The sequence below is a fragment of the Streptomyces sp. NPDC059917 genome, from assembly GCF_042730635.1.
Classification (GTDB): Bacteria; Actinomycetota; Actinomycetes; order Streptomycetales; family Streptomycetaceae; genus Streptomyces.
In genome coordinates, this window is record NZ_JBHWLC010000104.1 from 1 (window position 1) to 24,711 (window position 24,711).

Annotated in this window: 20 protein-coding genes; 12 read left to right on the top strand and 8 right to left on the bottom strand. The window is 73.7% G+C overall.

Translation table 11 applies throughout. The annotated features are described in order from the left end of the window. Positions 1-90 precede the first annotated feature (90 nt). Positions 91-402, bottom strand: coding sequence for a peptidase (locus ACFWAR_RS35470; protein WP_385786580.1), 312 nt, complete (start codon positions 400-402; stop codon positions 91-93). Positions 403-529: 127 nt separating this feature from the next. On the opposite strand from ACFWAR_RS35470, the gene ACFWAR_RS35475 reads away from it, so the two are divergent. Next, entirely contained in the window at positions 530-2,683 is a 2,154-nt protein-coding gene (locus ACFWAR_RS35475) for a PQQ-binding-like beta-propeller repeat protein (protein WP_385786583.1), read from the top strand. A 268-nt stretch (positions 2,684-2,951) separates the two neighbouring features. On the opposite strand, the gene ilvD is transcribed toward ACFWAR_RS35475, so the two are convergent. From ilvD to ACFWAR_RS35495, 4 genes are all read right to left on the bottom strand, one after another. Continuing rightward, positions 2,952-4,802, bottom strand: a complete 1,851-nt coding sequence (ilvD, locus tag ACFWAR_RS35480; protein ID WP_385786585.1) for a dihydroxy-acid dehydratase — start codon at positions 4,800-4,802, stop codon at positions 2,952-2,954. A gap of 101 nt (positions 4,803-4,903) precedes the next feature. Next, positions 4,904-5,536 (bottom strand): TetR family transcriptional regulator, encoded by a 633-nt coding sequence (locus ACFWAR_RS35485; protein WP_385786587.1) that lies wholly within the window; start codon positions 5,534-5,536, stop codon positions 4,904-4,906. Further along, positions 5,533-6,375 carry a sugar phosphate isomerase/epimerase gene (locus tag ACFWAR_RS35490; RefSeq protein WP_354384604.1) on the bottom strand — a complete coding sequence of 281 codons (843 nt, stop codon included), beginning with the start codon at positions 6,373-6,375 and terminating at the stop codon, positions 5,533-5,535. The genes ACFWAR_RS35485 and ACFWAR_RS35490 overlap by 4 nt, the downstream gene beginning before the upstream one ends. A gap of 142 nt (positions 6,376-6,517) precedes the next feature. Then, positions 6,518-7,447, bottom strand: coding sequence for a Ppx/GppA family phosphatase (locus ACFWAR_RS35495; RefSeq protein WP_385786591.1), 930 nt, complete (start codon positions 7,445-7,447; stop codon positions 6,518-6,520). A gap of 62 nt (positions 7,448-7,509) precedes the next feature. Between ACFWAR_RS35495 and ACFWAR_RS35500 the strand changes: the two genes are divergently transcribed. Then, positions 7,510-8,331 (top strand): hypothetical protein, encoded by an 822-nt coding sequence (locus ACFWAR_RS35500; RefSeq protein ID WP_385786594.1) that lies wholly within the window; start codon positions 7,510-7,512, stop codon positions 8,329-8,331. On the opposite strand, the gene ACFWAR_RS35505 is transcribed toward ACFWAR_RS35500, so the two are convergent. Next, positions 8,318-10,189, bottom strand: a complete 1,872-nt coding sequence (locus ACFWAR_RS35505) for a hypothetical protein (protein ID WP_385786597.1) — start codon at positions 10,187-10,189, stop codon at positions 8,318-8,320. The genes ACFWAR_RS35500 and ACFWAR_RS35505 overlap by 14 nt on opposite strands. Positions 10,190-10,347: 158 nt before the next feature. Between ACFWAR_RS35505 and radA the strand changes: the two genes are divergently transcribed. Then, positions 10,348-11,757, top strand: coding sequence for a DNA repair protein RadA (gene radA / locus ACFWAR_RS35510; protein ID WP_385786599.1), 1,410 nt, complete (start codon positions 10,348-10,350; stop codon positions 11,755-11,757). Between the two features lie 177 nt (positions 11,758-11,934). Next, complete coding sequence (disA, locus tag ACFWAR_RS35515; protein ID WP_354384609.1) at positions 11,935-13,059, top strand: DNA integrity scanning diadenylate cyclase DisA; 1,125 nt, start codon at positions 11,935-11,937, stop codon at positions 13,057-13,059. Positions 13,060-13,360: 301 nt separating this feature from the next. On the opposite strand, the gene ACFWAR_RS35520 is transcribed toward disA, so the two are convergent. Continuing rightward, positions 13,361-14,176, bottom strand: a complete 816-nt coding sequence (locus ACFWAR_RS35520) for a hypothetical protein (RefSeq protein WP_385786603.1) — start codon at positions 14,174-14,176, stop codon at positions 13,361-13,363. Positions 14,177-14,346: 170 nt separating this feature from the next. Between ACFWAR_RS35520 and ACFWAR_RS35525 the strand changes: the two genes are divergently transcribed. The 7 genes from ACFWAR_RS35525 to ACFWAR_RS35555 all read left to right on the top strand — a co-directional run bounded on the left by ACFWAR_RS35525 (position 14,347) and on the right by ACFWAR_RS35555 (position 20,584). After that, entirely contained in the window at positions 14,347-14,958 is a 612-nt protein-coding gene (locus tag ACFWAR_RS35525) for a phosphatase PAP2 family protein (RefSeq protein WP_385786606.1), read from the top strand. Between the two features lie 22 nt (positions 14,959-14,980). Further along, entirely contained in the window at positions 14,981-15,937 is a 957-nt protein-coding gene (locus tag ACFWAR_RS35530) for an A/G-specific adenine glycosylase (protein ID WP_385786608.1), read from the top strand. Between the two features lie 174 nt (positions 15,938-16,111). Next, on the top strand, positions 16,112-16,675 hold the full coding sequence (locus tag ACFWAR_RS35535) for a SigE family RNA polymerase sigma factor (protein WP_385786611.1): 564 nt from the start codon (positions 16,112-16,114) through the stop codon (positions 16,673-16,675). Positions 16,676-16,707: 32 nt separating this feature from the next. Beyond that, positions 16,708-17,325, top strand: coding sequence for a hypothetical protein (locus ACFWAR_RS35540; RefSeq protein ID WP_385786614.1), 618 nt, complete (start codon positions 16,708-16,710; stop codon positions 17,323-17,325). A gap of 11 nt (positions 17,326-17,336) precedes the next feature. Beyond that, positions 17,337-18,044, top strand: coding sequence for a two-component system response regulator CseB (cseB, locus tag ACFWAR_RS35545; RefSeq protein WP_354380569.1), 708 nt, complete (start codon positions 17,337-17,339; stop codon positions 18,042-18,044). Next, on the top strand, positions 18,041-19,354 hold the full coding sequence (gene cseC, locus ACFWAR_RS35550; protein ID WP_385786617.1) for a two-component system sensor histidine kinase CseC: 1,314 nt from the start codon (positions 18,041-18,043) through the stop codon (positions 19,352-19,354). The genes cseB and cseC overlap by 4 nt, the downstream gene beginning before the upstream one ends. 48 nt (positions 19,355-19,402) lie before the next feature. Beyond that, complete coding sequence (locus ACFWAR_RS35555; protein WP_385786619.1) at positions 19,403-20,584, top strand: LamG-like jellyroll fold domain-containing protein; 1,182 nt, start codon at positions 19,403-19,405, stop codon at positions 20,582-20,584. A 27-nt stretch (positions 20,585-20,611) separates the two neighbouring features. Here ACFWAR_RS35555 and ACFWAR_RS35560 read toward each other — a convergent pair whose 3' ends face one another. Beyond that, positions 20,612-21,214 carry a M23 family metallopeptidase gene (locus ACFWAR_RS35560; RefSeq protein WP_385786622.1) on the bottom strand — a complete coding sequence of 201 codons (603 nt, stop codon included), beginning with the start codon at positions 21,212-21,214 and terminating at the stop codon, positions 20,612-20,614. 336 nt (positions 21,215-21,550) lie between these two features. Here ACFWAR_RS35560 and ACFWAR_RS35565 point away from each other — a divergent pair, with 336 nt between their 5' ends. Continuing rightward, entirely contained in the window at positions 21,551-24,586 is a 3,036-nt protein-coding gene (locus tag ACFWAR_RS35565) for an NACHT domain-containing protein (protein ID WP_385786625.1), read from the top strand. Positions 24,587-24,711: the final 125 nt, after the last annotated feature.

Below are 24,711 nucleotides of genomic sequence, written 5' to 3' on the forward strand. Positions count from 1 at the left end.
CCCGCCTACTGGACGTAATCGGGCGTTCCGACAACGCCGCGAGGCGCGGTACCAGGCGTCGCGAGCCAGGCGCTACTTTCGAAACACGCCCTAGCCGCAGCGGGTGGCCACGTAGCCGTCGCTGCCCGTCTTGACGTAGGCGTCGGCGACGTAGAGGCCGTTGCCGATGCAGTCCCAGATGTCCGACGTGCCGTAGGGGCCGGAGACCGTCGTGCCCGGGGTCTGGCAGTCGATCTTCACCCATGCGCCGTACGGGAGGACCTTCTTGACCGGGTAGCCGGTGCCGGGGCCGCTGCGGACGTTCACCCGCGAGTCGGGCGCGACCGGGAACGTCATGTAACCGGCGTCACCGGACATCGCGGACAGGGATTCCACCGCGCCCGCCGTCTCGTCAACCGCCATGCTGCTCTCCCCCATTGACCGGATATCGACCACGACCGGACGGTAGCGCCCGGCAACTCGCGGAGGATAGCAGCCCCTTACGGAATCGCACGCACCGTCGACTAGGCTCCCCCGGGGGTGATGGGCGATGAGATCGGCGCGCGCTGAGCAGTCCGGGTTTCCGGAGTACGCCGGGCTGTACCGGCTGGAATCCGTCCTCGGTTCCGGCGGCATGGGCGTCGTCCACCTGGCCACTTCCGCGTCCGGGTTGAAGCTCGCCGTGAAGATCGTGCACGCGCAGCACGCGGTGGATCCCGAGTTCCGCGCCCGCTTCCAGCAGGAGGTCGCCGCCGCGCGGCGGGTGAGCGGCGCCTTCACCGCACCCGTCGTCGACGCCGACACCGACGCCGAACGGCCCTGGATGGCCACCCTGTTCATCGACGTCCCGACGCTCGCGGAGCGGGTGCGCGAGCGGGTGTTGGACCCGGCCGAGGTCGGTCGGCTCGGCGCCGGGCTCGCGGAGGCGCTGCGCGACATCCACCGGGCCGGGGTGGTCCACCGGGACCTCAAGCCGAGCAACGTGCTGATGGCGCCCGACGGGCCGAAGGTCATCGACTTCGGGATCTCGCGCCCCTACGACAGCGACCTGCGGACCGAGACCGGGAAGCTGATCGGGACCCCGCCCTTCATGGCGCCCGAGCAGTTCCAGCGGCCGCGGGACGTCGGGCCCGCCGCGGACGTCTTCGCGATGGGGGCGCTGCTGGTCCACGCGGCCACCGGGCACGGGCCGTTCGACTCCGAGAGCCCGTACATCGTGGCGTACCAGGTGGTGCACAACGAGCCCGACCTCACGGGGGTGCCGCAGGAGCTGGCGCCGCTGATCGCGCGGTGCCTGGCGAAGGACCCGGCCGCGCGGCCCACCGCCGACGAGCTGATCGCCGTACTGCGCTCGGCCGCCTACCCGACGAACGAGGACACGCGGGCGTTCATACCGCGCCCTCGACTCCCCCTGGTGGATCCGGCGGCCGAGCCGGTCACGCACAGGCGGGACGGGCTGCTCTCCGCGGACGCGCCGTCCGGACCGGCACCGGGTGCCGGAGCGGGGCGGCGCGCGGGGCGGCGGCGGCGCTCGCGGTGGCGGGTGGCCGCCGTGTTGGGGACCGGGCTGCTGGTCACGGGCGGGGCGGTCGGCGGGTACGTGCAGTTCCGGGAGACCCCGGCCGGGACGGTCGCCGATCAGCTGGACGGCGCGCCGGGCGGGGCCGCGCCGGTCAGGATCACGCCGTGGTCGGTGAGCCCCGCCGCGGCCGGAGCCGCGCGGCGGATCCCGGCCTGCGGGTGGATGACCGACGCCCTCTACTGCTCGGCGCCCGGTCTCGCGGCGGTCCGGCTGGACCCGGCGACGGGCTCGGTGCGGTGGTCGGCGGCGGGGGTCACGGGTCCGGCGGACCCGGCGCCCTTCCCCGGGGGCGGCTCCGTCCTCGTGTACCTCTCCGGCAGCCACCTGTTGCAGGCGCTCGACCCGGCGACGGGGGCGCAGCGCTGGAAGGCCGACACCCCGCGCGGCGCGGACGTCGTACCGGCGGGTGCGCTGGTGCTGGTCGCGGCCGCCGACGGGCAGGTGACGGCGCGCGACGCGGCGACCGGTGCCGTGCGCTGGACGAAGCGGTCGGCGGGCGCCGGTGCGCAGTTCGTCGCGGCGGCGGACGGTTCGGAGGTGTACGCCGTCACGCCCGCGGGGGACGGTACGTCGACCCAGGTGCTGGCCCTCGCGGCGGCCGACGGCGCCACCCGCTGGCAGCACCGGGCGGTGGGGCTGCTGGAGCCGGTGGGGGTGGTGGACGGGACGCTGCACCTGCTGGCGGGCGACGGGATGGTGACGGACTCCGTGGTACGGCTCGACCTGCGGAGCCGGGGCGAGCGGCGCACGCTGCTGCCGACGAGCCTGTTGCAGGCGCAGGCCGGGGTGGGGGCGGACGGGACGGTGTACGCCTTCGCGAGCGGGGGTGCGTTGGTGGCCGTGGGCGCGGAGCGGGAGTTGTGGCGGCTGGAGACGGCGGCCAGTCAGGGGTCGCGGCCGGTGGCGGCGGACGGGCGGGTCCATCTCATGGCGGCGGACGGGCGGCTGCTGGCGGTGGACGCGGTGCGGGGGCGGTTGGTCGGGCAGAGCGCTCCGCGGATGGCTACGGGGGCGAACACGTTCGTGCCGGTGCGGCCTGCGCCGGTGGTGGCCGACGGGCGCGTCTTCGGCTCCGCGCCGGACGGCTCGGTCTTCGCCGTCGACCCCGGCGGGTGGCACTGACCCCCTGAGCACGCCCGCCCCTTCCCTCCGGGGGCGCCTCAAACGCCGGCGGGGCTGGAAGGGGCGGGGCCTTTGAGCCCGCCCGGCGATTGAGGGCCCGCCGGAGGCATGTCCAGCCCGGCCGGCGATTGAGGCCACGGTGGTCAGTGCCCGGCTACCGGTCCACTGCCCTCCGGGGGCGCCTCAAACGCCGGCGGGGCTGGAAGGGGCGGGGCCTTTGAGCCCGCCCGGCGATTGAGGGCCCGCCCCGTCCGGCGCGGGGGGTGGGTCAGCCGAGGAGGGTTACGTCTCGGACGGCGCCCTTGTCGGCGCTGGTGGCCATGGCGGCGTAGGCGCGCAGGGCCGCGGAGACCTTGCGCTCGCGGTTCTTCGGGGCGTAGACGCCGCCCAGGGCCTCGCGGCGGGCCGCCAACGTGGCGTCGTCGACGAGCAGGTCGATCGAACGCTTCGGGATGTCGATCCGGATGCGGTCGCCGTCCTCGATGAGGGCGATGGCACCGCCCGAGGCCGCCTCCGGGGAGGCGTGGCCGATGGACAGGCCGGACGTACCGCCGGAGAAGCGGCCGTCGGTGATCAGCGCGCAGGACTTGCCGAGCCCGCGCCCCTTGAGGAAGGAGGTCGGGTAGAGCATCTCCTGCATGCCGGGGCCGCCGCGCGGGCCCTCGTAGCGGATGACGACCACGTCACCCGGCTTGATCTCCTTGCGGAGGATCTTGTCGACGGCCTCGTCCTGCGATTCGCAGACCACGGCCGGTCCTTCGAAGGTCCAGATCGACTCGTCCACGCCCGCCGTCTTGACCACGCAGCCGTCGACCGCGATGTTGCCGTGCAGGACCGCGAGCCCGCCGTCCTTGGAGTAGGCGTGCTCGACGGAGCGGATGCAGCCGCCCTCGGCGTCGAGGTCGAGGGTGTCCCAGCGCTCGGACTGCGAGAAGGCGGTCGCGGAGCGGACGCAGCCGGGGGCCGCGTGCCACAGCTCGATCGACTCCTCGGAGGCGGTACCGCTGCGCACGTCCCAGGTGCCGAGCCACTCCTCGATGCTGGCCGAGTGCACGGTGTGGACGTCCTTGTTGAGCAGACCGCCGCGGTACAGCTCGCCGAGGATGGCGGGGATGCCACCGGCCCGGTGGATGTCCTCCATGTAGTACGTGCCGCCCGGCGCCACGTTCGGCGCGACCTTGGAGAGGCACGGGACGCGGAGCGAGACCTCGTTGATGTCCTTGAGGTCGTAGTCCAGGCCCGCTTCCTGCGCCGCGGCCAGCAGGTGCAGGATCGTGTTGGTGGAGCCGCCCATGGCGATGTCGAGCGCCATGGCGTTCTCGAAGGCCTCGCGGGTGGCGATGGAGCGGGGCAGGACCGAGTAGTCGTCCTGCTCGTAGTGGCGCTTGGTGATCTCGACGATCGTGCGGCCCGCGTTCTCGTACAGCGCCTTGCGGGCGGTGTGCGTGGCGAGGACGGAGCCGTTGCCGGGGAGGGCCAGGCCGATGGCCTCGGCGAGGCAGTTCATCGAGTTGGCGGTGAACATGCCGGAACACGAACCGCAGGTGGGACAGGCGTTCTCCTCGATGCGCAGGACGTCCTCGTCGGAGACGTTCTCGTTGGAGGCGTCGACCATCGCGTCGATGAGGTCCAGCTTGCGGACGGTGCCGTCGACGAGGGTGGCCTGGCCGGCCTCCATCGGGCCGCCGGAGACGAAGACGACCGGGATGTTGAGGCGCATGGCGGCCATCAGCATGCCGGGGGTGATCTTGTCGCAGTTCGAGATGCAGATCAGGGCGTCGGCGCAGTGCGCTTCCACCATGTACTCGACCGAGTCCGCGATGAGGTCGCGGGAGGGCAGGGAGTACAGCATGCCGCCGTGGCCCATGGCGATGCCGTCGTCCACCGCGATCGTGTTGAACTCGCGCGGGACGGCGCCCGCGGCCAGGATCGCGTCGGAGACGATCCGGCCGACCGGGGCGAGGTGGGTGTGCCCGGGGACGAACTCGGTGAAGGAGTTGGCGACCGCGATGATCGGCTTGCCGATGTCGGCGCTCGCTACGCCCGACGCCCGCATAAGGGCGCGGGCGCCCGCCATGTTGCGGCCGTGGGTGACGGTGCGGGACCTCAGCTCGGGCATCGGGTTCACTCCCCATAGATGACACGTGGATGGCTCAGATTACGAGGCTACGCCTGCCGCCCGGGATCCGGACAGGGTGTCCGCATGTCGGGACGGGAGGCTCACGCCTCGGTCAGGTACCGCTGGAGGGTGGGGGCCACGAGCGCGACGATGTCCTCCGGGTCGGCGGAGGCGAGCGGCTCGACCTGGACGACGTACCGCAGCAGGGCGATGCCGACCATGTGGGAGGCGGCCAGCTCGGCGCGGAAGGTGGGGTCGGGGACGTTGAGGTCGGCCGCGACCCGCTCCAGGACCCGGCGCAGGATCAGCGTGCGCAGCACCTTGGCGGCCGCCTCGTGGGTCAGCGCCGAACGGATCACGGCGAGCAGCGGTGCGCGGGAGACCGGGTTCTCCCAGATGCCCAGGAAGTAGCGGGCCAGGCGCTCGCCGATGCCGTCGGGGCCCTCGCCGACGATGGCGGGGACCACGAGGGCGGGCTCCATGCTCATCTCGATGGCGGCCGCGAAGAGGTCGTCCTTGGTGCCGAAGTAGTGGTGGATCAGCGCCGGGTCCACGCCGGCGGCCTTGGCGATCCCGCGCACGGACGTCTTGTCGTAGCCGCGGTCGGCGAACTCCGAGCGGGCCGCGAGGCGGATCCGCTCCTGGGTGCCGGGGCCGTCGTCGGCCTCGTCCTGGCGGGGGCGGCCGGGGCCGCGGCGGCGGCGGACCTTCTCGACGGGCGCGTCGTCCGTCATCGGCGCGGGACCTTGGTGCCGGGGCCGGTGCCGGTGCCCGCGCTGGCGAGGTGCAGCCGGGTGAAGGCGAGGGCCTCGGCGAGGTCGGCCTCGCGCTCGGCGGCGGACATCGCGCGGCGGGTGTTGACCTCGATGACGACGTGGCCGTCGAAGCCGGTGCGGGCGAGCCGGTCCAGCAGCTCGGCGCAGGGCTGGGTGCCGCGGCCGGGGACGAGGTGCTCGTCCTTGGCGGAACCGTTTCCGTCGGCGAGGTGGACGTGGGCGAGCCGGTCGCCCATCCGGTCGATCATCGCGGTGGCGTCCGTACGGGCGGTCGCGGTGTGGGACAGGTCGACGGTGAAGTGCCGGTAGTCGTCCTTGGTGACGTCCCACTCGGGCGCGTACGCGAGCATCTCGCGGTCGCGGTAGCGCCAGGGGTACATGTTCTCCACGGCGAACCGGACGTCGGTCTCGTCGGCCATCCGCCAGATGCCGGAGACGAACTCGCGGGAGTACTGGCGCTGCCAGCGGAACGGCGGGTGGACGACGACGGTGCTCGCGCCGAGCTTCTCGGCGGCGGCCTGGGCGCGCTGGAGCTTGGTCCACGGGTCGGTGGACCAGACGCGCTGGGTGATCAGGAGGCAGGGGGCGTGGATCGCGAGGATCGGGACCTGGTGGTGGTCGGAGAGCCGGCGCAGGGCCTCGATGTCCTGGCTGACGGGGTCCGTCCAGACCATCACCTCGACGCCGTCGTAGCCGAGGCGCGCGGCGATCTCGAAGGCGGTCGCCGTGGACTCCGGGTAGACGGAGGCGGTGGAGAGGGCGACTTTCGCGTCCGGGATGCGCACTGGTTCTGCCACGGGGACAGGGTACGGGGGCAAGCCCCCCGAACCCCTCACCGGGCTCCGCCCGCCAAGTGCCCGGCGGTCCGGATGCGGCCGGGCCGGACCAGCCCCGCCGGCGTTCGAGGCGCCCCCGGAGGGCAGCCGACCGGCAGCCGGGTCAGGTGGGGAGGTGGTCCAGGCGGCGGAGGATGATGCCTTCGCGCAGGGCCCAGGGGCAGATTTCCAGTTCCTCCACGCCGAAGAGGTCCATGGCGGCCTCGGCGACCATCGCACCGGCCAGCAGCTGCCCGGCGCGGCCTTCGGAGACTCCGGGGAGGGCCGCCCGCTGGAGCGTGGTCATCTCCGCGAGGCGCGGGACCCATTCCTCCAGGGACTTGCGGGTCAGCCCGCGCTGGACGAAGAGGCCTTCCGCCGAGCGGGCCGCGCCCGCGATCCGGGCCAGCTGCTTGAAGGTCTTGGAGGTGGCCACCACGTGGTCCGGCGCGCCCGACCGGCTGAACTCGCCGACCGTCCGTGCGATCTGGGCCCGTACGTGCCGGCGCAGGGCCTTGATGTCCGCCGGGTCCGGCGGGTCGCCCGGGAGCCAGCCCGCGGTGAGCCGCCCCGCGCCGAGCGGCAGCGACACGGCCGTGTCGGGGTCCTCGTCGATGCCGGAGGCGATCTCCAGGGAGCCGCCGCCGATGTCGAGCACCATCAGCTTGCCCGCCGACCAGCCGAACCAGCGGCGCACCGCCAGGAACGTCAGGCGGGCCTCGTCCGCGCCGCTGAGGACCTGGAGGTCGACGCCCGTCTCCTCGCGGACCCGGGTCAGCACCTCGTCGGCGTTCGTCGCCTCGCGCACCGCGCTGGTCGCGAAGGGCAGGACGTCCTGGCACCCCTTGTCCTCGGCGGCCTGGGCGGCGCCCGCGATCACCGAGACGAGCCGCTCGACGCCGTCGGGGGTGACCGCGCCGCGCTCGTCGAGCAGCTCCGCCAGGCGCAGTTCCACCTTGTGGGAGTGCGCCGGCTGGGGGCGCGCGCCGGGGTGCGCGTCCACCACCAGCAGGTGGATCGTGTTCGAACCCACGTCAAGGACACCGAGTCTCATACGCGAAACGCTACTGGGCCGAACGCGTAGGGGCGGCGTAAGGGGCCTTTAGGCTTGGGTTTGTGCCCAATACGAAGAAGGCCAGCAAGCCCAAGCCGAGCAAGAACAAGAAGTCGGCCGCCGCCGACGAGAAGGGGCTCGACTTCGCCCGGGCCTGGGTGGAGTTCCCCGATCCGGCCGACGACGAGCAGATCTTCCGCTGTGACCTGACCTGGCTCACCTCCCGCTGGACCTGCATCTTCGGCAGCGGCTGCCAGGGAATCCAGGCGGGCCGCGCGGACGACGGCTGCTGCACGCTCGGCGCGCACTTCTCCGACGAGGACGACGAGAAGCGGGTCGCGGAGCACGTGGCGCGCCTGACGCCGGAGCTGTGGCAGTTCCACGACGTCGGCGCCGAGTCGGGCTGGGTGCAGAAGGACGAGGACGGCGAGCGGCAGACCCGGCGCTGGGAGGGGTCGTGCATCTTCCAGAACCGGCCCGGTTTCGCGGCGGGCGCCGGTTGTTCGCTGCACATCCTGGCGCTGCGGGAGGGCAAGGAGCCGCTGGAGACCAAGCCGGACGTGTGCTGGCAGCTGCCGGTGCGCCGGACGTACGAGTGGATCGACCGGCCGGACGACACCCGGGTGCTCCAGGTCTCGATCGGCGAGTACGACCGGCGCGGCTGGGGCCCGGGCGGCCACGACCTGCACTGGTGGTGCACCTCGGCGACCTCCGCGCACGGCGCGGGCGACCCCGTCTACGTGACCTACCGGCCCGAGCTGACCGAGCTGATGGGCAAGGAGGGCTACGACGCGCTGGTCGCGCTGTGCGAGGCGCGCCTGGCCTCGGCGCTGCCGATGGCCCCGCACCCGGCGGACCCGACGGGCCCGGTCAAGAAGAAGTAGGGGGCGTCGGGGTCGGGGTGGCCTCGGACGCGGTCGGCGTCGGCGTCGGGGTGGGGGTCGGCGTGGGCGTCGGCGTCGCCGTCTCGGTCGGCGTCGGCGTCGGGGTCGGCGTGGGCGTCGGCGTCGCCGTCTCGGTCGGCGTCGGGGTCGGCGTGGGCGTGGGGGTCGGCGTGGGATCCGTCGACGGCGTCCGGCTGGGCTGCGGGGCCGGTCGGCCGCGACCCGAGATCGAGACCATGGCGCCGCTCGGGTCCACCCCGACCCGGGCGGTCCAGGCGCCCACGGGCTGGGCGTCCGGGTCCACGGTGATCCGTAGGGTGACCGATTCTCCTGGGGCCAGGGTGCCCGCCGTGGCGCTCGCGCGCAGCCAGGGGGCGTCCGTCCACAGCCGCCAGTCGACGGGGGCGCCGCCGGACGCGCTGAGGGCGAGCAGGGTGACGCCGCCGTGGGAGGCGGCGGTGACGGTGAGCCGCCCCGGTTGCGCCGATCCGGGCTGGGCGGGGCTCGGCGGGGCGCCCGAGCTGATCACCTCGACGGACACGTCGGGGACGGGGCTGCCCTCGGTGAAGCGGGGCTCGGCGCCGGTGGTGCGGGTGTTGCCCGCGTTCTCGTAGGCGGCGTACGGGCGACCCTCGTAGCCGTTCAGGTGCGGCGGGATCTGGAGTTCGCTCGCGGAGATGCGGGTGTTGGTGGCGCCGGTCGGCTCGCCGGTGCTGGGGGCGCCGCGGTACGCGGCCCAGAGGGCCAGGACCGGCGCCGCGACCACGGTGGCGACGACCGTGGTGGTGACCGCGCGGGCCCGGATCCGGTCGCGGCGGGCGGCGCGGTCCTTCGGGTCGAGGGGGAATCCGGTCCGGGCGAACCGCGGGGCCCCGGCGCGACCGCGGACCCGGGCGGAGCGCAGCATCGCGGTGCGCACGCCGGTGCGCGGCGCCGGTACGAGCGGCAGGGCGCCGGTGCCCACGCCGCCGGAGCCGGGCCACGGGGCGCCGGCGCCGACGCGTTCGGCGACGCGGCGGCAGAGCGGGCAGTCGTCGACGTGGCGGACGAGTTCGGCGCGCAGGGTGGTGGAGAGCAGCACCTGGCTGTCCCCGGTGAGCCGCGAGACGGCGGGGCAGTTGCCGGTCTCGACCACCGCGAGCGCGGCGCGGGTGCGCTCGACCTCGCAGGCGGCTCCGGTGAGCAGGTCGCGGGCGGCGGGGGCCGGGGTGCCGAGGACGGCGGCGAGTTCGGTCACGGTCAGCCGGTGGCGGACGGCGAGTTCGAGGGCCTCGCGCTGCTCGGGGGTGGTCCCGGCGGCCTCGGGCCAGGCGAGCCGGGCGAGCTCGGTGCGGCGGTACGCGTTGACGTCGATCGGGTCGGCGGGCGCGGCCCCCGTCCCCGGCGCGGGGGCCGTGCCCGTCCGCTCGGGGCCGCCGTCCGGGGCGGTGCGACCCGAGGTGGTGCGGTCCGAGGTGGTGCGGTCCGAGGCGGTACGGTCCGGGACCGGCGCGAGGTCGGCTTCGGTGCGCCCCGGCGCACGCCGGGTGGTGTGCGCGCCCGGCGGAGTGTGCCGGGCGCGCCTGGTCTCGGCGAGCCTGCGCAGACAGGCCCAGCGGGCGAGGGCGTAGAGCCAGGCCCGGCGGTCGCTCTCGTCGGGGCAGCGCCCCGGGTGCCGCTCGGCCACGGCCAGGACCTCGCCGAGCACCTCGGTGGCGCTGTCGTGGTCGCACAGGACCGACAGGCAGTACGTGAACAGGCCGTCCAGGTACGGCTCGTGGCGGAAGGGGGGCGCCTGCTCCCCCTCGGGGAGCGTGCGCCCGTGCGCCCGGTGTGCGCCGGTGCGAGTCGCGGGGTTGCCGTGGTTGTTGCTGTTCACCTCGTGAAGGTAGGCGGCGCGCCGGTGACGGCCCGGAAGCCTTCAGCACTTTTAGTCCTTACGGGTGAACAGATCGTGTCGCTGCTGACGGCCGCCCTGACGTCCGTGCCCGATCGGCCCCGGCGGGGGTGTCGGTGGCGGCCGTTACCGTTGGCGGCATGGCAGCAGCCCGTACATCCCGTTCATCCGCCAAGGACCGGCCGTCCTACCGCTGTACCGAGTGCGGCTGGACCACCGCGAAGTGGCTCGGCCGGTGCCCCGAGTGCCAGGCCTGGGGGACCGTCGAGGAGATGGGCGCGCCCGCCGTGCGGACCACCGCGGCCGGCCGCGTGTCCACCGCCGCGGTGCCGATCGCCCAGGTCGACGGGCGCCAGGCGACGGCCCGCTCCACCGGGGTCGACGAGCTGGACCGGGTGCTCGGCGGGGGTCTCGTACCCGGGGCCGTGGTGCTGCTCGCCGGCGAGCCCGGCGTCGGCAAGTCCACCCTGCTCCTGGACGTCGCCGCGAAGGCGGCGAGCGACGAGCACCGCACCCTGTACGTGACGGGCGAGGAGTCGGCGAGCCAGGTGCGGCTGCGCGCCGACCGGATCAACGCGCTCAGCGACCACCTCTACCTCGCGGCCGAGACGGACCTGTCGGCGGTGCTCGGGCACCTGGACGCGGTGAAGCCCTCGCTGCTGATCCTGGACTCCGTACAGACCGTCGCCTCCCCCGAGATCGACGGGGCGCCCGGCGGCATGGCCCAGGTCCGCGAGGTCGCGGGGGCCCTGATCCGCGCCTCCAAGGAACGCGGGATGTCCACGCTGCTCGTCGGACACGTCACCAAGGACGGGGCCATCGCCGGTCCCCGGCTGCTGGAACACCTCGTGGACGTGGTGCTCAGCTTCGAGGGCGACCGGCACGCCCGGCTGCGCCTGGTGCGCGGCATCAAGAACCGCTACGGCGCCACCGACGAGGTCGGCTGCTTCGAGCTGCACGACGAGGGGATCACCGGGCTCGCCGACCCGAGCGGGCTGTTCCTGACCCGGCGCGCGGAGGCGGTGCCCGGGACCTGCCTGACGGTGACGCTGGAGGGCAAGCGTCCGCTGGTCGCCGAGGTGCAGGCGCTGACCGTGGACTCGCAGATCCCCTCGCCCCGACGGACCACCTCCGGGCTGGAGACCTCCCGCGTCTCGATGATGCTGGCGGTGCTGGAGCAGCGCGGCCGGATCAGCGCGCTCGGCAAGCGGGACATCTACACCGCGACGGTGGGCGGGGTGAAGCTGACGGAGCCCGCCGCGGACCTGGCCGTGGCGCTGGCGCTGGCCTCGGCCGCGAGCGACGTACCGCTGCCGAAGAACCTCGTCGCGATCGGCGAGGTCGGGCTCGCGGGTGAGGTGCGGCGGGTGACGGGCGTCCAGCGCCGGCTCGCCGAGGCGCACCGGCTCGGGTTCACGCACGCGCTGGTGCCGGTCGACCCGGGCAAGGTGCCCGCGGGCATGAAGGTCATCGAGGTGGCCGACATGGGGGACGCGCTGCGGGTGCTGCCGCGCGGCCGGAGCCGGAGCTCCGCCAAGAGCGATGGGTGAGGTGGACGCGTGAGGCGCAGGTCAGGGGGCCCGTCCGGGGTCCTCTGACGGGCACAGTGGCCAAGCCACGGCGGGGGTGTGGCGCGCGCCGGTAGACTTTGTGCTGGTCCGCCCGGCCGTACGCACTCCCCTGTGCCCGTGGTGCGGGGCGGTACGACCCGCGACCGGAGGAGTGCAGTGGCAGCCAAGGACGGGGCAGCAGCATCCGGGAAGTCCGGCGCAGGCAGCAAGCAGGAGGCCCTGATGCGGGCCTCGCTGAGCGCGGTCGCACCCGGTCAGCAGCTGCGCGACGGCCTGGAGCGGATCCTGCGCGGCAACACCGGCGGTCTGATCGTGCTCGGCATGGACAAGAGCGTCGAGGCCATGTGCACCGGCGGCTTCGTCCTGGACGTGGAGTTCACCGCGACCCGGCTGCGCGAGCTGTGCAAGCTCGACGGGGCGCTCATCGTGGACAAGGACATCACCAAGATCCTGCGGGCGGGCGTCCAGCTGGTGCCGGACGCCTCGATCCCGACGGAGGAGACGGGCACCCGGCACCGCACGGCGGACCGCGTCTCCAAGCAGTGCAACTTCCCGGTCGTCTCGGTCTCGCAGTCGATGCGGCTGATCGCGCTGTACGTCGACGGCGAGCGGCGCGTGCTGGAGGAGTCCGGGGCGATCCTGTCCCGGGCGAACCAGGCGCTGGCCACGCTGGAGCGGTACAAGCTGCGGCTCGACGAGGTCGCGGGCACGCTGTCGGCGCTGGAGATCGAGGACCTGGTGACGGTCCGCGACGTGACGGCGGTCGCGCAGCGGCTGGAGATGGTCCGGCGGATCGCGACCGAGATCGCCGAGTACGTCGTCGAGCTCGGCACCGACGGGCGGCTGCTGTCTCTCCAGCTGGACGAGCTGACGGTCGGGATCGAGCAGGAGCGCGAGCTGGTCATCCGGGACTACGTGCCGGAGCCGACGGCGAAGCGTTCCCGCACGGTGGACGAGGCGCTGGCCGAGCTGGATTCCTTCACGCACGCGGAGCTGCTGGAGCTGGCGACGGTGGCGCGGGGGCTGGGGTACACGGGCTCGCCCGAGACCCTCGACTCGGCGGTGTCGCCGCGGGGGTACCGGCTGCTGGCGAAGGTGCCGCGGCTGCCGGGGGCCATCATCGAGCGGCTCGTGGAGCACTTCGGGGGGCTGCAGAAGCTGCTCGCGGCGAGCGTGGACGATCTGCAGACCGTCGACGGCGTCGGGGAGGCACGGGCGCGGTCCGTTCGCGAGGGGCTCTCGCGGCTGGCCGAGTCGTCGATCCTGGAGCGCTACGTCTAGCTCCCCGGCGGGGCTGAACTTGCCCCGGGGCCCGCTTTTCAGCCCGCCCGGCGATTGAGGGCGAACACGGCCCGCAGCCCGGACTCCGACCGCACGCACGCCCTCCGGGGGCGCCTCAAACGCCGGCGAGGCTGAAATTGCCCGGCTCCGACGGCCCGCCCAGGGCCCAATCAGCCCGCCCGGCGTTTGAGGGCGAACACGGTCCGCGGGCCGGACTCCGACCGCACGCCCCTCCGCCCTCCGGGAGCGCCTCAAACGCCGGCGGGGCTGGATATGCCCGCCCCGCGATTGAGGGCGTGGGTCAGTCCTGCTTCAGGACGAAGGAGGTTCGGGCTACCGGCATGCCGGGGGACTTGACCTCGACCACGTACGTGTCGGCCACCGCGCTCCCCGCCGGAGGCGACTGGCACTGGGACGCCGAGCTGAACTTCCGGTCCCACTCCAGCGCCTGCGTCGTCTCGCCGTTCGCCGGCAGCCGGTAGAAGAGGTTGCCCGCTCCCGCCGGGCAGTCCGCCGAGGACCAGACCGCCTTGCCCGTGGACGCCTGAGTGATGCTCAAGATCGCCTGCTTCGGGCCGAGATCGACCTTGCAGGTGGTGCCGGAGACGTTGCGGGCGAGGAGTTCGAGGCGGGGGCGCTCGTTCGTCTCGTACTCGTTCTTGGTGCTCTTGACCTCCCACTGGAGCGCCCCGGGCGCACAGGTGGGGAGCGGGGAGTCGGCCGGGACCTGACCGGGCCCGGCGCCCGAACCGCCGCCCGCGGCCGAACCGGAGCCGCCCGGTTCGCCGTTCTTGCCGGTGCCGGCGCCGCCCGCGCCCGCACCCGCCGCCGCACCGCCGTGGTCGCCGCCGGTGGCGCCGCCGGCGCCCGCCTCGTCGCGGCCGCCCGGAGCCGTGCCGATGGCCGGCCCCGATCCCGGCGCGCCGGGCGTGATGGAGGCGGCCGGGCGCGGCCCGGAGCCGCCGCCCTTGCCGTTCTGACTGGTCCTGCCCCCACCGGAACTGACGGTCCATACGGCGAGGAGCGCCAGGAGTGCGGCGACGGACGCCAGAACTGCCCTCCGTCGCCAGTAGATGGAGGAGGGAAGCGGCCCGACCGGATTGCGCAGTGATCCCACGGAGGGAACTTTACGAGAGTCCGGGACGCGATCCGTGCCCCACATGCCGTACATCCGGCGCGTTTTGGCGATGATCATCCCGCTGCGCCACTTCGGGAGGGCCGTCAGGACCAAGATCGGGGCCGAGAGGCTGATGCGAGCGTTAGTCCGGTTTGCGTACTGTCGGCCGGATGGACACATCCGACCTCTACCGAGACGTCACCGACTTCGCGCACAGCACGCCCGGCTGGGTGCAGACCCTCGCCGAGATCTGGACGAAGAACGGGCTGCTGGTCTTCGGCCTGCTCTTCCTCCTCGTGTGGTGGCGCGCCCGGACCCGCGGCGACACGGCGATGGCCCTGGCCGTCCTCGCCCCGCTGGCCACGGCGGTCGCGTACGTCGCCTCCGAGGTCGTGAAGTCCACCGTGCACGAGGACCGGCCCTGTCGGGCCGTGCCGGGCGCGCTCGCCCCGTTGATCAAGTGCCCGGTGCCGGGCGACTGGTCCTTCCCGAGCAACCACTCCGTGATCGCGGGCGCCGCCGCCGTCGCCCTGGCGCTGGCCGTGCGCCGGCTCGGCCTGCTCACCGTGCCGCTCGCCCTGCTGATGGCCTTCTCCCGGGTCTTCGTCGGGGTGCACTACCCGCACGACGTGGCGATGGGCCTGCTGCTGGGCGCCTCGATCGGCGCCCTGGTGGCGATCGCGCTCACCGGCCCCGTCCGTCGGATCATCGGCTCGATGCGCACGAGCGGGGTCCGCCCCGCGGCCCTCTTCACGGGACCGGGGCCCGCGCCGGAGGGGTGAATCGTGCCAGGATGCCCCTGCCATGACTGCATCCCCCGAAACCCCCGCCCCGTCCGAGGCGTCGGCCGTGCCCGGCGCCGAAGCCGCCCGCGCGCTGCACTCCCCCGTCATCGCCTGGTTCCGCGAGAACGCCCGCGACCTGCCCTGGCGTCGCCCCGAAGCCGGTCCCTGGGGCGTCATGGTCAGCGAGTTCATGCTCCAGCAGACCCCGGTCGCCCGGGTGCTGCCGGTGTACGAGCAGTGGCTGGCCCGCTGGCCCCGCCCCGCCGACCTGGCCGCCGAGGCGCCCGGGGAGGCCGTACGGGCCTGGGGCCGCCTCGGCTATCCGCGCCGGGCGCTGCGGCTGCACGGCGCGGCCGTCGCCATAACGGAACGGCACGGGGGCGACGTACCGCGGGAGCACGACCGGCTGTTGTCCCTGCCCGGCATCGGCGAGTACACCGCCGCGGCCGTGGCCTCCTTCGCCTACGGACAACGCCACGCGGTGCTGGACACGAACGTGCGCCGGGTCTTCGCCCGGACCGCGACCGGCGTCGAGTACCCGCCGAACGCCACCACCGCCGCCGAGCGGCGCCTGGCCCGCGCGCTGCTGCCCGAGGACGAGGAGACCGCCGCCGGGTGGGCCGCGGCCTCCATGGAGCTGGGCGCGCTGGTGTGCACCGCGAAGAACCCGGACTGCGTGCGCTGCCCGGTGGCCGGGCTGTGCGCCTGGCGGCTGGCGGGCAAGCCCGCGCACGCGGGTCCGCCGCGGCGCGGGCAGACCTACGCCGGCACCGACCGGCAGGTGCGCGGCCGCCTGCTGGCCGTGCTGCGCGAGGCGGTCGGGCCGGTGCCGAAGGCGGCACTGGACGCCGTGTGGGACGAGCCCGTGCAGCGGGCCCGCGCGCTGGACGGACTGGTCGCCGACGGGCTGGTGGAGCCGCTCGGCGCCGACGGCGACGGGGCCCTCGCGACGGCGTACCGACTCCCCCTCGGCTGAGCGCCGCATTCCGCTTGAGCGACGGAAACCGCAGCTCACGGGTGCTGTTACACAACCTATGGACAGCCGTGTTCCCACCGAAGGCTCACCCGCACAGTGCCGTGACAACCGCTCCGTACCTTCGGATCCAGAAGCACAGGACGAAGAGCGGTAAACGGGCGGAGGCGGTCTGAGATGGCGCACGGCGGCGAGGTACTCGAATTCGAAGAGTACGTACGCACTCGGCAGGACGCGCTGCTGCGCAGTGCCCGTCGCCTGGTCCCCGACCCGACCGACGCGCAGGACCTCCTGCAGACCGCCCTCGTGCGCACCTACGGCCGCTGGGACGGCATCGCCGACAAGTCCCTCGCCGATGCCTACCTGCGCCGTGTCATGATCAACACGCGGACCGAGTGGTGGCGCGCCCGCAAGCTCGAAGAGGTCCCCACCGAGCAGCTGCCGGACGCCCGCGTCGAGGACGGCGCCGAACAGCGCGCCGACCGCGCGCTCTTGATGGACATCCTCAAGGTGCTCGCGCCCAAGCAGCGCAGCGTGGTCGTGCTGCGACACTGGGAGCAGATGAGCACCGAGGAGACGGCCGCGGCGCTCGGCATGTCGGCCGGTACCGTGAAGAGCACGCTGCACCGTGCCCTGGCGCGCCTGCGCCAGGAGCTGGAGAGCCGCGACCTGGACATGCGCGCGCTGGAGCGCGGTGACCACACCATGCAGTACGAGGGGCGGGAGCGGTGCGCGGCCTAACAGGCCTCCGGGGCAGGAGCCCTCTGGTACTGATGTCGGCGGGGATGGTCATCCTCGTCGGCACTGTGCTGTTCGCGGTCGGCTGCTCCACCGGCGGTACCGGACTGCGGGACGGCGGACCGGCGCGCACCGAGTCCGTGTCGAAGACGGCCCCGCCCTCCGCGGCCGGGCAGCCGTCCGCCCCGCCCTTCAAGAAGGTGCAGGACGTGGTCGCCCTGGTGAAGGCCGACCCGAAGGTCAGCGACGCGGTCAAGAAGGACCTGCGGCCGTGCTCCGGCAAGGAGTACCCGGTCGACGTCAGCTACGGGAAGGTCACCGGGAGCGCCGAGCCGGACCTGGTCGTCAACATCCTGTCCTGCTCGGACGCGATCGGCGTGGGCACGTACGTGTACAAGCAGGACGGCGCGAAGTACGAGAATGTGTTCTCGGACGAGGCGCCGCCCGTCTACGCGGAGATCGACCGGGGCGACCTGGTGGTGAGCAAGCCGATCTACGTCAAGACGGAGGCGTACGCCACCGGCGAGGACGTGATCACCTACCGCTGGAACGGCGAGAAGTTCACCGAGCACGACCGCGTGCACTCGGAGTACAGCAACGTAGGCGGTGGTGGGAGCCAGCCCGCCCCCGCCGTGACACCACAGAAGAACTGAGGCGACCGGTCATGGCCGAGACCCACGTGCTGTTCGTGGAGGACGACGACGTCATCCGTGAGGCCACGACCCTGGCGCTGGAGCGCGACGGGTTCGTGGTCACCGCCATGCCCGACGGCCTGTCCGGCCTGGAGTCCTTCCGGGCGAACCGGCCCGACATCGCCCTGCTCGACGTGATGGTGCCCGGCATGGACGGCGTCAGCCTGTGCCGCCGGATCCGCGACGAGTCCACCGTGCCCGTGATCATGCTGTCGGCGCGCGCCGACTCGATCGACGTGGTGCTCGGGCTGGAGGCGGGCGCCGACGACTACGTCACCAAGCCCTTCGACGGCTCGGTCCTGGTCGCCCGGATCCGCGCCGTCCTGCGCCGCTTCGGTCACGCCGGGGGCCCGGGCGGCGGCGCCGGCTCCGACGGCGATCCGGCCGGGGAGCGCGGCGTGCTGTCCTTCGGCGACCTGGAGGTCGACACCGAGGGCATGGACGTCCGCCGGGCCGGGGTCGCGGTGGCGCTGACCCCGACCGAGATGCGGCTGCTGCTGGAGTTCTCCTCCGCGCCCGGCACCGTCCTCTCCCGCGACCGGCTGCTGGAGCGGGTGTGGGACTACGACTGGGGCGGCGACACCCGGGTCGTCGACGTGCACGTCCAGCGGCTGCGGACGAAGATCGGACAGGACCGGATCGAGACGGTCCGGGGCTTCGGATACAAGCTGAAGGCATGAGGAGCTTCACCTTCCGCACCGGCATCCGCTGGAAGATCACCCTCGCCATCACGGCCGTGGGGGCGCTCACCGCGCTCGCGCTCAGCCTCGTGGTGCACAGCGCCGCCCGGGTGTCGATGCTGGAGAGCGCGCGCGAGGCGCAGTTGGAGCGCGTGCAGTTCATCTCGCGCAACGCCGAATCCGGGCGCAAGCCCTTCATGGGCGCCAAGCTCAACGACCCGGACCTGCCCGCCGAGCTGCGCGAGAAGGCCCGCTCCGGGCGGCGCGGCACCTACATCCAGGAGCGGCCGCGGGCCAACCCCGAGGTCTGGGCGGCCGTACCGCTCGGCAACGGGCAGGTGCTCTCGATGCACTCCGGCTTCCAGCAGAGCGCCAACATGGTCCGCGACCTGGACCGGGCCCTGGTCGTCGGGTCGCTCGCCGTCGTCATCGGCAGCTCGGCCCTCGGCGTCCTGATCGGCGGCCAGATCTCGCGGCGGCTGCGCAAGGCGGCCGCGGCCGCCGGGCGGGTCGCGCTCGGCGACCCCCAGGTGCGGGTGCGCGACGCGGTCGGCGGGGTGGTCCGGGACGAGACCGACGACCTCGCACGGGCCGTCGACGCCATGGCGGACACCCTCCAGCAGCGGTTGGAGGCCGAGCGCCGGGTCACCGCCGACATCGCGCACGAGCTGCGCACCCCGGTCACGGGCCTGCTCACCGCGGCGGAACTGCTGCCCCCGGGGCGGCCGACCGAGCTGGTGCGGGACCGGGCGCAGGCGATGCGGGTGCTGGTCGAGGACGTGCTGGAGGTGGCCCGGCTGGACAGCGCGTCCGAGCGGGCGGAGCTCCAGGACGTGGCCCTGGGCGAGTTCGTGGGGCGCCGGGTGGCCTCGCTGATGCCCGAGGCGACCGTACGGATCGTGGCGGACGAGATCGTGAACACCGACCCGCGGCGCCTGGAGCGGATCCTGGGCAACCTGCTCGCCAACGCGGCGCGCTACGGGCGCGCCCCGATCCAGGTGGACGTCGAGGGCCGGGTCGTGCGCGTCCGGGACCACGGGCCCGGTTTCCCCGAGGCACTGCTGCGCGAGGGGCCGAGCCGCTTCCGGACCGGCTCTTCGGACCGCGCGGGCGTGGGCCACGGGCTGGGCCTGACCATCGCGGCGGGGCAGGCGCGGGTGCTGGGCGCCCGGCTCACCTTCCGAAACGTCGCGGCGCCGGGCGGAGTTGACCGCGAGGGCGAGGCGGCCGGGGCGGTGGCGGTGCTGTGGCTGCCCGAACACGCGCCGACGGCGACGGGCAGCTTCCCGATCGTCCAGCTGCCCGGCTGACGCCTCCGGCCTGTCTGGTGGCAGGGGCAATGTTTTAACATCCGTGCCATGACTGACGGTACGGATCGCCCGAACAGCCCCCAGCCCGGTTCCGCGCAGGGGAACGGCGGCGGGAGCGGGAGCGGCGGCTACGGCTATCCGCAGGCGCCCGGAGCGGGCGGCCCGGGCGGCTACGGCTACCCGCAGGCACCCGCGGCGGGGGGCTACGGCTTCCCGCAGCCCGGACAGCCGAACCCGTACCAGCAGGACCCGCACCCGCAGGACGCCTACCCGCAGGAGCCCCACCAGCAGGAGCCCGCGCAGGAACCCCTGCCCGGCCCGGCCTTCACCCCCGCGCCCCAGCCCGACTGGCAGGCGATGGCGGACCGGTCCGACGCCGGCCGGCGCACCAAGCGCCGCCTGATCGTCATAGGCGCGGCGGTCGCCGCCTGCGCGGTGGCCGCCGCGACCACCCTCTGGTTCATGAACGACTCCGACAAGGGCGCCGACCCGAAGCCCGGGCCGGTGGCCGAAGGCTCGCAGAGCCCCTCGCCCTCCCCCAGCGAGCCCGCCTGGGACGACCCGCACACGGTGCCGGGCCAGCCCAACCTGCTGCGCGACCGCACCGGCTCCACGAACATCGCGCTCGGCCCGCAGGCCGAACAGGGCCCGGGCACCAAGCGCGGGGAGATCCGCTTCAAGGACAACCCGAACTCCTACGCCCAGGGCGCCGGGCAGGCCGTGGACACCACCAAGAGCTTCACCGTCTCGGCGCGCGTGTACAGCTCGGCCAAGAGCGGCTCCCGGATCGCGGTGAGCCAGGGCGACGGGGTCTCGTACTCGTTCGAGCTGGGCCACGAGGCCGTGAACGGCAAGAACTCGTGGATCTTCCGCGTCCAGAGCGGCAACGACGGGGCCGAGGCCACCACCTCGCAGGTCGCCTCCGACGGGCTGAAGACCGCGAGCGCCTGGGCGATGCTGACCGGCACCTACGACGCGACCACCAAGACGATCAAGCTGTACGTCGACGGCAAGCAGGCGGGCGAGGTGCCGGTGGCCGCCGGGATCTGGGCGGCCCCCGGCCCGATCCAGCTGGGCCGGGCCCGCCACCACGACATCTGGGCCGGTCAGTGGGCCGGGGCCATGGACAACGTACGGGTCTGGGACAGCGCCTTGACGGCCGCCCAGGTGGCGACCGTCAAGGGCGGCAAGAGCGAGGTCAAGCCGACCCACTCGTGGCTGATCAGCTGACGGGGATCCGCGGATCCCGAGGTCCCGCTAGAGGGTGACGCCGGCCTGGCGCAGGAAGGTCACCGGGTTCACCGCGGAGCCGTAGTTCGGCGTGGTGCGGATCTCGAAGTGCAGGTGCGGGCCCGTGGAGTTGCCGGTGTTGCCGGACAGGGCGATCAGCTGGTCGGCGGCGACCTGCTGGCCGACCTTGACCTGGATCTTCGACAGGTGGGCGTACTGCGAGTAGGTCTTGTCGGCGTGCTTGATCACGATGGCGTTGCCGTAGGCGGGGCCGTCACCGGCGCCGTTCGGGCCCGCCTTGACGACGACGCCGGAGTGCACGGCGTGCACCTTGGTGCCGATCGGCACCGCGAAGTCCTGGCCGGAGTGCTTGTGCGACCACAGGCTGCCGCCCTTGCCGAAGGTCGCGGACAGCGTGTACGACGCCACGGGCGCCTCCCACGCGGTCGCCTTGCCGGCGACGGCGGCGGCCTGCGCGTCGGCCTGGGCCTCGATCAGGCCCGCGGTGCCGGTCAGCGCGGTCTGCGTCTCGTCGGCGAACGCGGTACCCGCCCCGAACACCATGGCAGCCCCCAGCCCGGTCGCGAGGACGGCGGTGCGGATGCGGTGGGTACTGGCGCTCTTCGACATGAGACGGAACCTCCGGGGGCGGGTGGAACACGGGCTGGTGGGGCATGCGACGACCCGGCACGCTGAGCGGTGTGCCGGGCTGCGCATCCTTGGTAACCCGCACCCCTCGGACATCCCAAACCACCCGATTACTACCGCGCCTCGTAGTGACCGAGGGGGCTCTCAGGCCTGTTGACCGGGTCCTTACTGGGCCGGGGGACCCCCCGGAGGACCCCCGCGGTCTACGAATCCGCATAGTACGTCCGATTTGCCCTGTGCCGCTTGTCACCGGTTCAGGACCTCCGTCCCGGCCGTTCCGGGACCAAGGACCGCCGACCCGCACTACGCTCTCGCCTCGTGGACGCATCGGTGGCGGGGATGCGGCTGGCGTCGAGCGTGGTGGCGCCGCTGCTGAAGAAGTTCTTCCGGGCGGAGGGGGCGGGCGCCGGTCTGGTGGACCGGCCCGTGCACGTCTCCTCCTACGTCTCCCTGCGGGAGAAACGCACGCTCGTCCCGGCGGACGTGCTGAAGATCGCCGAACGGATCGTCGCGGATGCCCTGCGCTCCCCCGGCGAGCGGCCGCTGCCGCCCGGCGAGGAGGCCGGGGTGGCCGCCGCACTGGTGGCGACGCTGGACACGCTCGGCGAAGTGGACCTGACGGACCTGGAGGCGGTCCGGCTCGGCCCGGAGGCCTTCGCCGCCGCGCTGCGCGCCCGCGCCCCCTACCTCGGGCTCGGCGCCGACGCGCAGCTCTTCTACGAGCGCCTGCTCGTCGTCCTGTGCGTGCACGTCCTGGACTTCTTCACCCGGCGCTCCAGCTTCGTCGCCGCCACCCTGGTCCACCAGTCCCGCACGCTCGGCGATCTGATCGACAAGACGGACCGCTTACTCGACCTGATCCCCCACCAGCTCGCCCGCGACACCGCCTTCGAGACCCGCTACCTCGCCCAGGTCGCCCGCAAGCACGGAACCCTGACCATCTTCGGGATCGACCTCGCGCCCGGCACCGCGAAGTGGCCGCTGAGCACGGCGTACCTGCGGCTGGAGGTGGACGGGCACCGGACGCACGACCTGGACTACGGGCCGAGCCCCTTCTGGAGCCCGGGGTGGAACAACCTGATCCGCTCCGCCCACGCGTCCCGGATCCTGCTGCGCGGCGAGGCGGGCTCGGGCAAGACCACGCTGATCCAGTGGCTGACCGTCACCGCCGCCGCGGGCCCCGCCGACAGCCCCCTGCACGGCCTGGTCCCCTACGTCCTGCCCCTGCGCACCTTGACCCGGCACGGCAGGGCGCTTCCCGCGCCCGGGGAGTTCCTGGCCGCCGTCGGCTCCCCGCTCGCCGGTACGCAGCCGGACGGCTGGGAGGGGCGGGTGCTGGACGCCGGTCGGGCCCTGGTGCTGGTCGACGGGATCGACGAGATCCCCGAGGCCGAACGGGCCGGGGCCCGGGCCTGGCTCACCGACCTGATAGACGCCTACCCGGGCAACCGCTGGCTGGTCACCTCACGGCCCTCCGCGGTCCGGGAGGACTGGCTCGCCGAGTCGGAGTTCATCGAACTGTCCCTCGCGCCCATGTCCCCGCACAGCGTCGCCGAGTTCGTCCGGCGCTGGCACACCGCCGCCGCTTCCGGGGACCCGGAGCACGCGGAGGCCGACGCTGCCCTGGAGGGCTACCGGGACCAACTCCTGGAATCCCTGCGCACCACGCGCGACCTGGCCCGGCTCGCGACCAACCCGCTGCTGTGCGGGCTGATCTGCGCCCTGCACCGGGAGCGGCGCGGCTTCCTGCCGTCGGGCCGCAAGGAGTTGTACGCGGCGGCCCTGTCGATGCTGCTGCACCGGCGCGACCGGGAGCGCCAGCTGCGCGTGCCGGAGCTGGGCGAGGAACCGCAACTCCAGCTGCTCCAGCGGCTCGCGCACTGGCTGATCCGCAACGGCCGCACCGAACTGGACCGGGAGCGGGCCGAGGCCCTGCTCGCGGACGCGCTGCCGGCCGTACCGGAGGTGGCCCGGGTCCTGGGGAACGCCGGGGCGGTGCTCCAGCACTTCCTGGACCGTACCGGCCTGCTGCGGACGCCCTCGGCGACCACCGTGGAGTTCGTGCACCGCACCTTCCAGGACTTCCTGGGCGCGCGGGCGGCGCTGGACGAGGGCGGCCTCGGGGAACTGGCCGGGCACGCCGAGGACGACCAGTGGGAGGACGTCATCCGGATGGCCGTGGCCCAGGCCCGGCCCCGGGAGCGCGCCGAGATCATCCGGGCCCTGCTGGACCGGAGCCGCTCCCAGCGCGCGGTGCTGCTCGCCTTCGCCGCCCTGGAGCACGCGGCGGAGCTCGACCCGCGGCTGCGCGACCGCGTGATCGCGCAGGCGGCGGAGCTGGTGCCGCCGCGCGACACCGCGTCCGCGCAGGCCCTGGGCCGGGTCGGCCCGCTCGTGCTCGACCTGCTGCCGGGCCCGGAGGCGGTGGACTCCGAGGACACCGCCCTGTTCACGGTCGTCGCGGCCGGTGCCACCGGCTCGGACCTCGCGATCCCCTTCCTGGCCCGGTACGCCGCGCAGCCCTCCAGGGACGTCCGCCGCGAGCTGAGCGTGCTGTGGCACGGCTTCGACCCCGGGACCTACGCGCGGGAGGTCCTGGCCCGGATGGATCCGGCCACCGTGCACATCACGGTGCGCACCGAGCGGGAGCTGGAGGCCCTCGGCTCGATCGAGCCGGGCCCGACCCTGCACGTGGCCGGAGACATCTCCGGCCGGACCATCGGCGCGTACCTGCGCCGTCACCCGGTCGACGGCCTGATCATCCACGACAGCCCGGTGACCAACCTGGAGTTCCTGCGGTACCGCTCGCTGCGCTCGCTCTACCTCGCCAACTGCGTCAACCTGGCCGACCTGAGCGCTCTGACCGGCCTCCCGCTCCAGAGCGTCACCCTGGACCTCGACGCGGACCTGCCCGTGGGAGAGGTGACCGAGAGCTGGACGGAGCTGACCTCGCTCGAACTGCGCGGGGTCCAGGGCGACTGGTCGCTCGACCGGATCGCACCGCAGGCGGAGCTGCTCGCGCTCGAACTGCGCCAGATGCGGTCCCTGGAGTCGGGCACGAACTCCCGGCTCGCCGGACTGCGCCGGCACCAGGAGCTGCGCAAGCTCAGCCTGGGACCCCGATGGATCGGCGGGCCCGCGGCCTGGGAGGAGATCGCCGCCCTGGCGCACCTGAACGAACTGGTCGTCCCGCCGTCCTCGCTGGCGCTGGCCCCCGCGGGCCTGTCACTGCCCTCCGTCCACACGCTGTGGATGACGGCCGGGCTCGGCCTCAAGCGCACCTCCCAGGCGGAGGCGCTGATCGCGCGCCTCTTCCCGGGGCTCCAGGGCGAACCACCGGACCTCTGGAACTGAGCCGCACGGCGAAGGGGCGGGCCCGGAACCATTCGGTTCCGGGGGCCCCCCCCCGGTCCCCCCCCAAAAAAGAGGTCGGTGAACCGCCCCGGGGGCTGTGGCGGGGGGGGGCCCGGGGCGGGCAA

Bases quoted from the DNA above. Each gene is read 5' to 3' on its own strand.
- ACFWAR_RS35470 (WP_385786580.1), bottom strand. From the start codon at position 402: ATGGCGGTTGACGAGACGGCGGGCGCGGTGGAATCCCTGTCCGCGATG.
- ACFWAR_RS35475 (WP_385786583.1), top strand. From the start codon at position 530: ATGAGATCGGCGCGCGCTGAGCAGTCCGGGTTTCCGGAGTACGCCGGG.
- ilvD (WP_385786585.1), bottom strand. From the start codon at position 4,802: ATGCCCGAGCTGAGGTCCCGCACCGTCACCCACGGCCGCAACATGGCG.
- ACFWAR_RS35485 (WP_385786587.1), bottom strand. From the start codon at position 5,536: ATGACGGACGACGCGCCCGTCGAGAAGGTCCGCCGCCGCCGCGGCCCC.
- ACFWAR_RS35495 (WP_385786591.1), bottom strand. From the start codon at position 7,447: ATGAGACTCGGTGTCCTTGACGTGGGTTCGAACACGATCCACCTGCTG.
- radA (WP_385786599.1), top strand. From the start codon at position 10,348: ATGGCAGCAGCCCGTACATCCCGTTCATCCGCCAAGGACCGGCCGTCC.
- ACFWAR_RS35525 (WP_385786606.1), top strand. From the start codon at position 14,347: ATGGACACATCCGACCTCTACCGAGACGTCACCGACTTCGCGCACAGC.
- ACFWAR_RS35530 (WP_385786608.1), top strand. From the start codon at position 14,981: ATGACTGCATCCCCCGAAACCCCCGCCCCGTCCGAGGCGTCGGCCGTG.
- ACFWAR_RS35535 (WP_385786611.1), top strand. From the start codon at position 16,112: ATGGCGCACGGCGGCGAGGTACTCGAATTCGAAGAGTACGTACGCACT.
- ACFWAR_RS35540 (WP_385786614.1), top strand. From the start codon at position 16,708: ATGTCGGCGGGGATGGTCATCCTCGTCGGCACTGTGCTGTTCGCGGTC.
- cseB (WP_354380569.1), top strand. From the start codon at position 17,337: ATGGCCGAGACCCACGTGCTGTTCGTGGAGGACGACGACGTCATCCGT.
- cseC (WP_385786617.1), top strand. From the start codon at position 18,041: ATGAGGAGCTTCACCTTCCGCACCGGCATCCGCTGGAAGATCACCCTC.
- ACFWAR_RS35555 (WP_385786619.1), top strand. From the start codon at position 19,403: ATGACTGACGGTACGGATCGCCCGAACAGCCCCCAGCCCGGTTCCGCG.
- ACFWAR_RS35560 (WP_385786622.1), bottom strand. From the start codon at position 21,214: ATGTCGAAGAGCGCCAGTACCCACCGCATCCGCACCGCCGTCCTCGCG.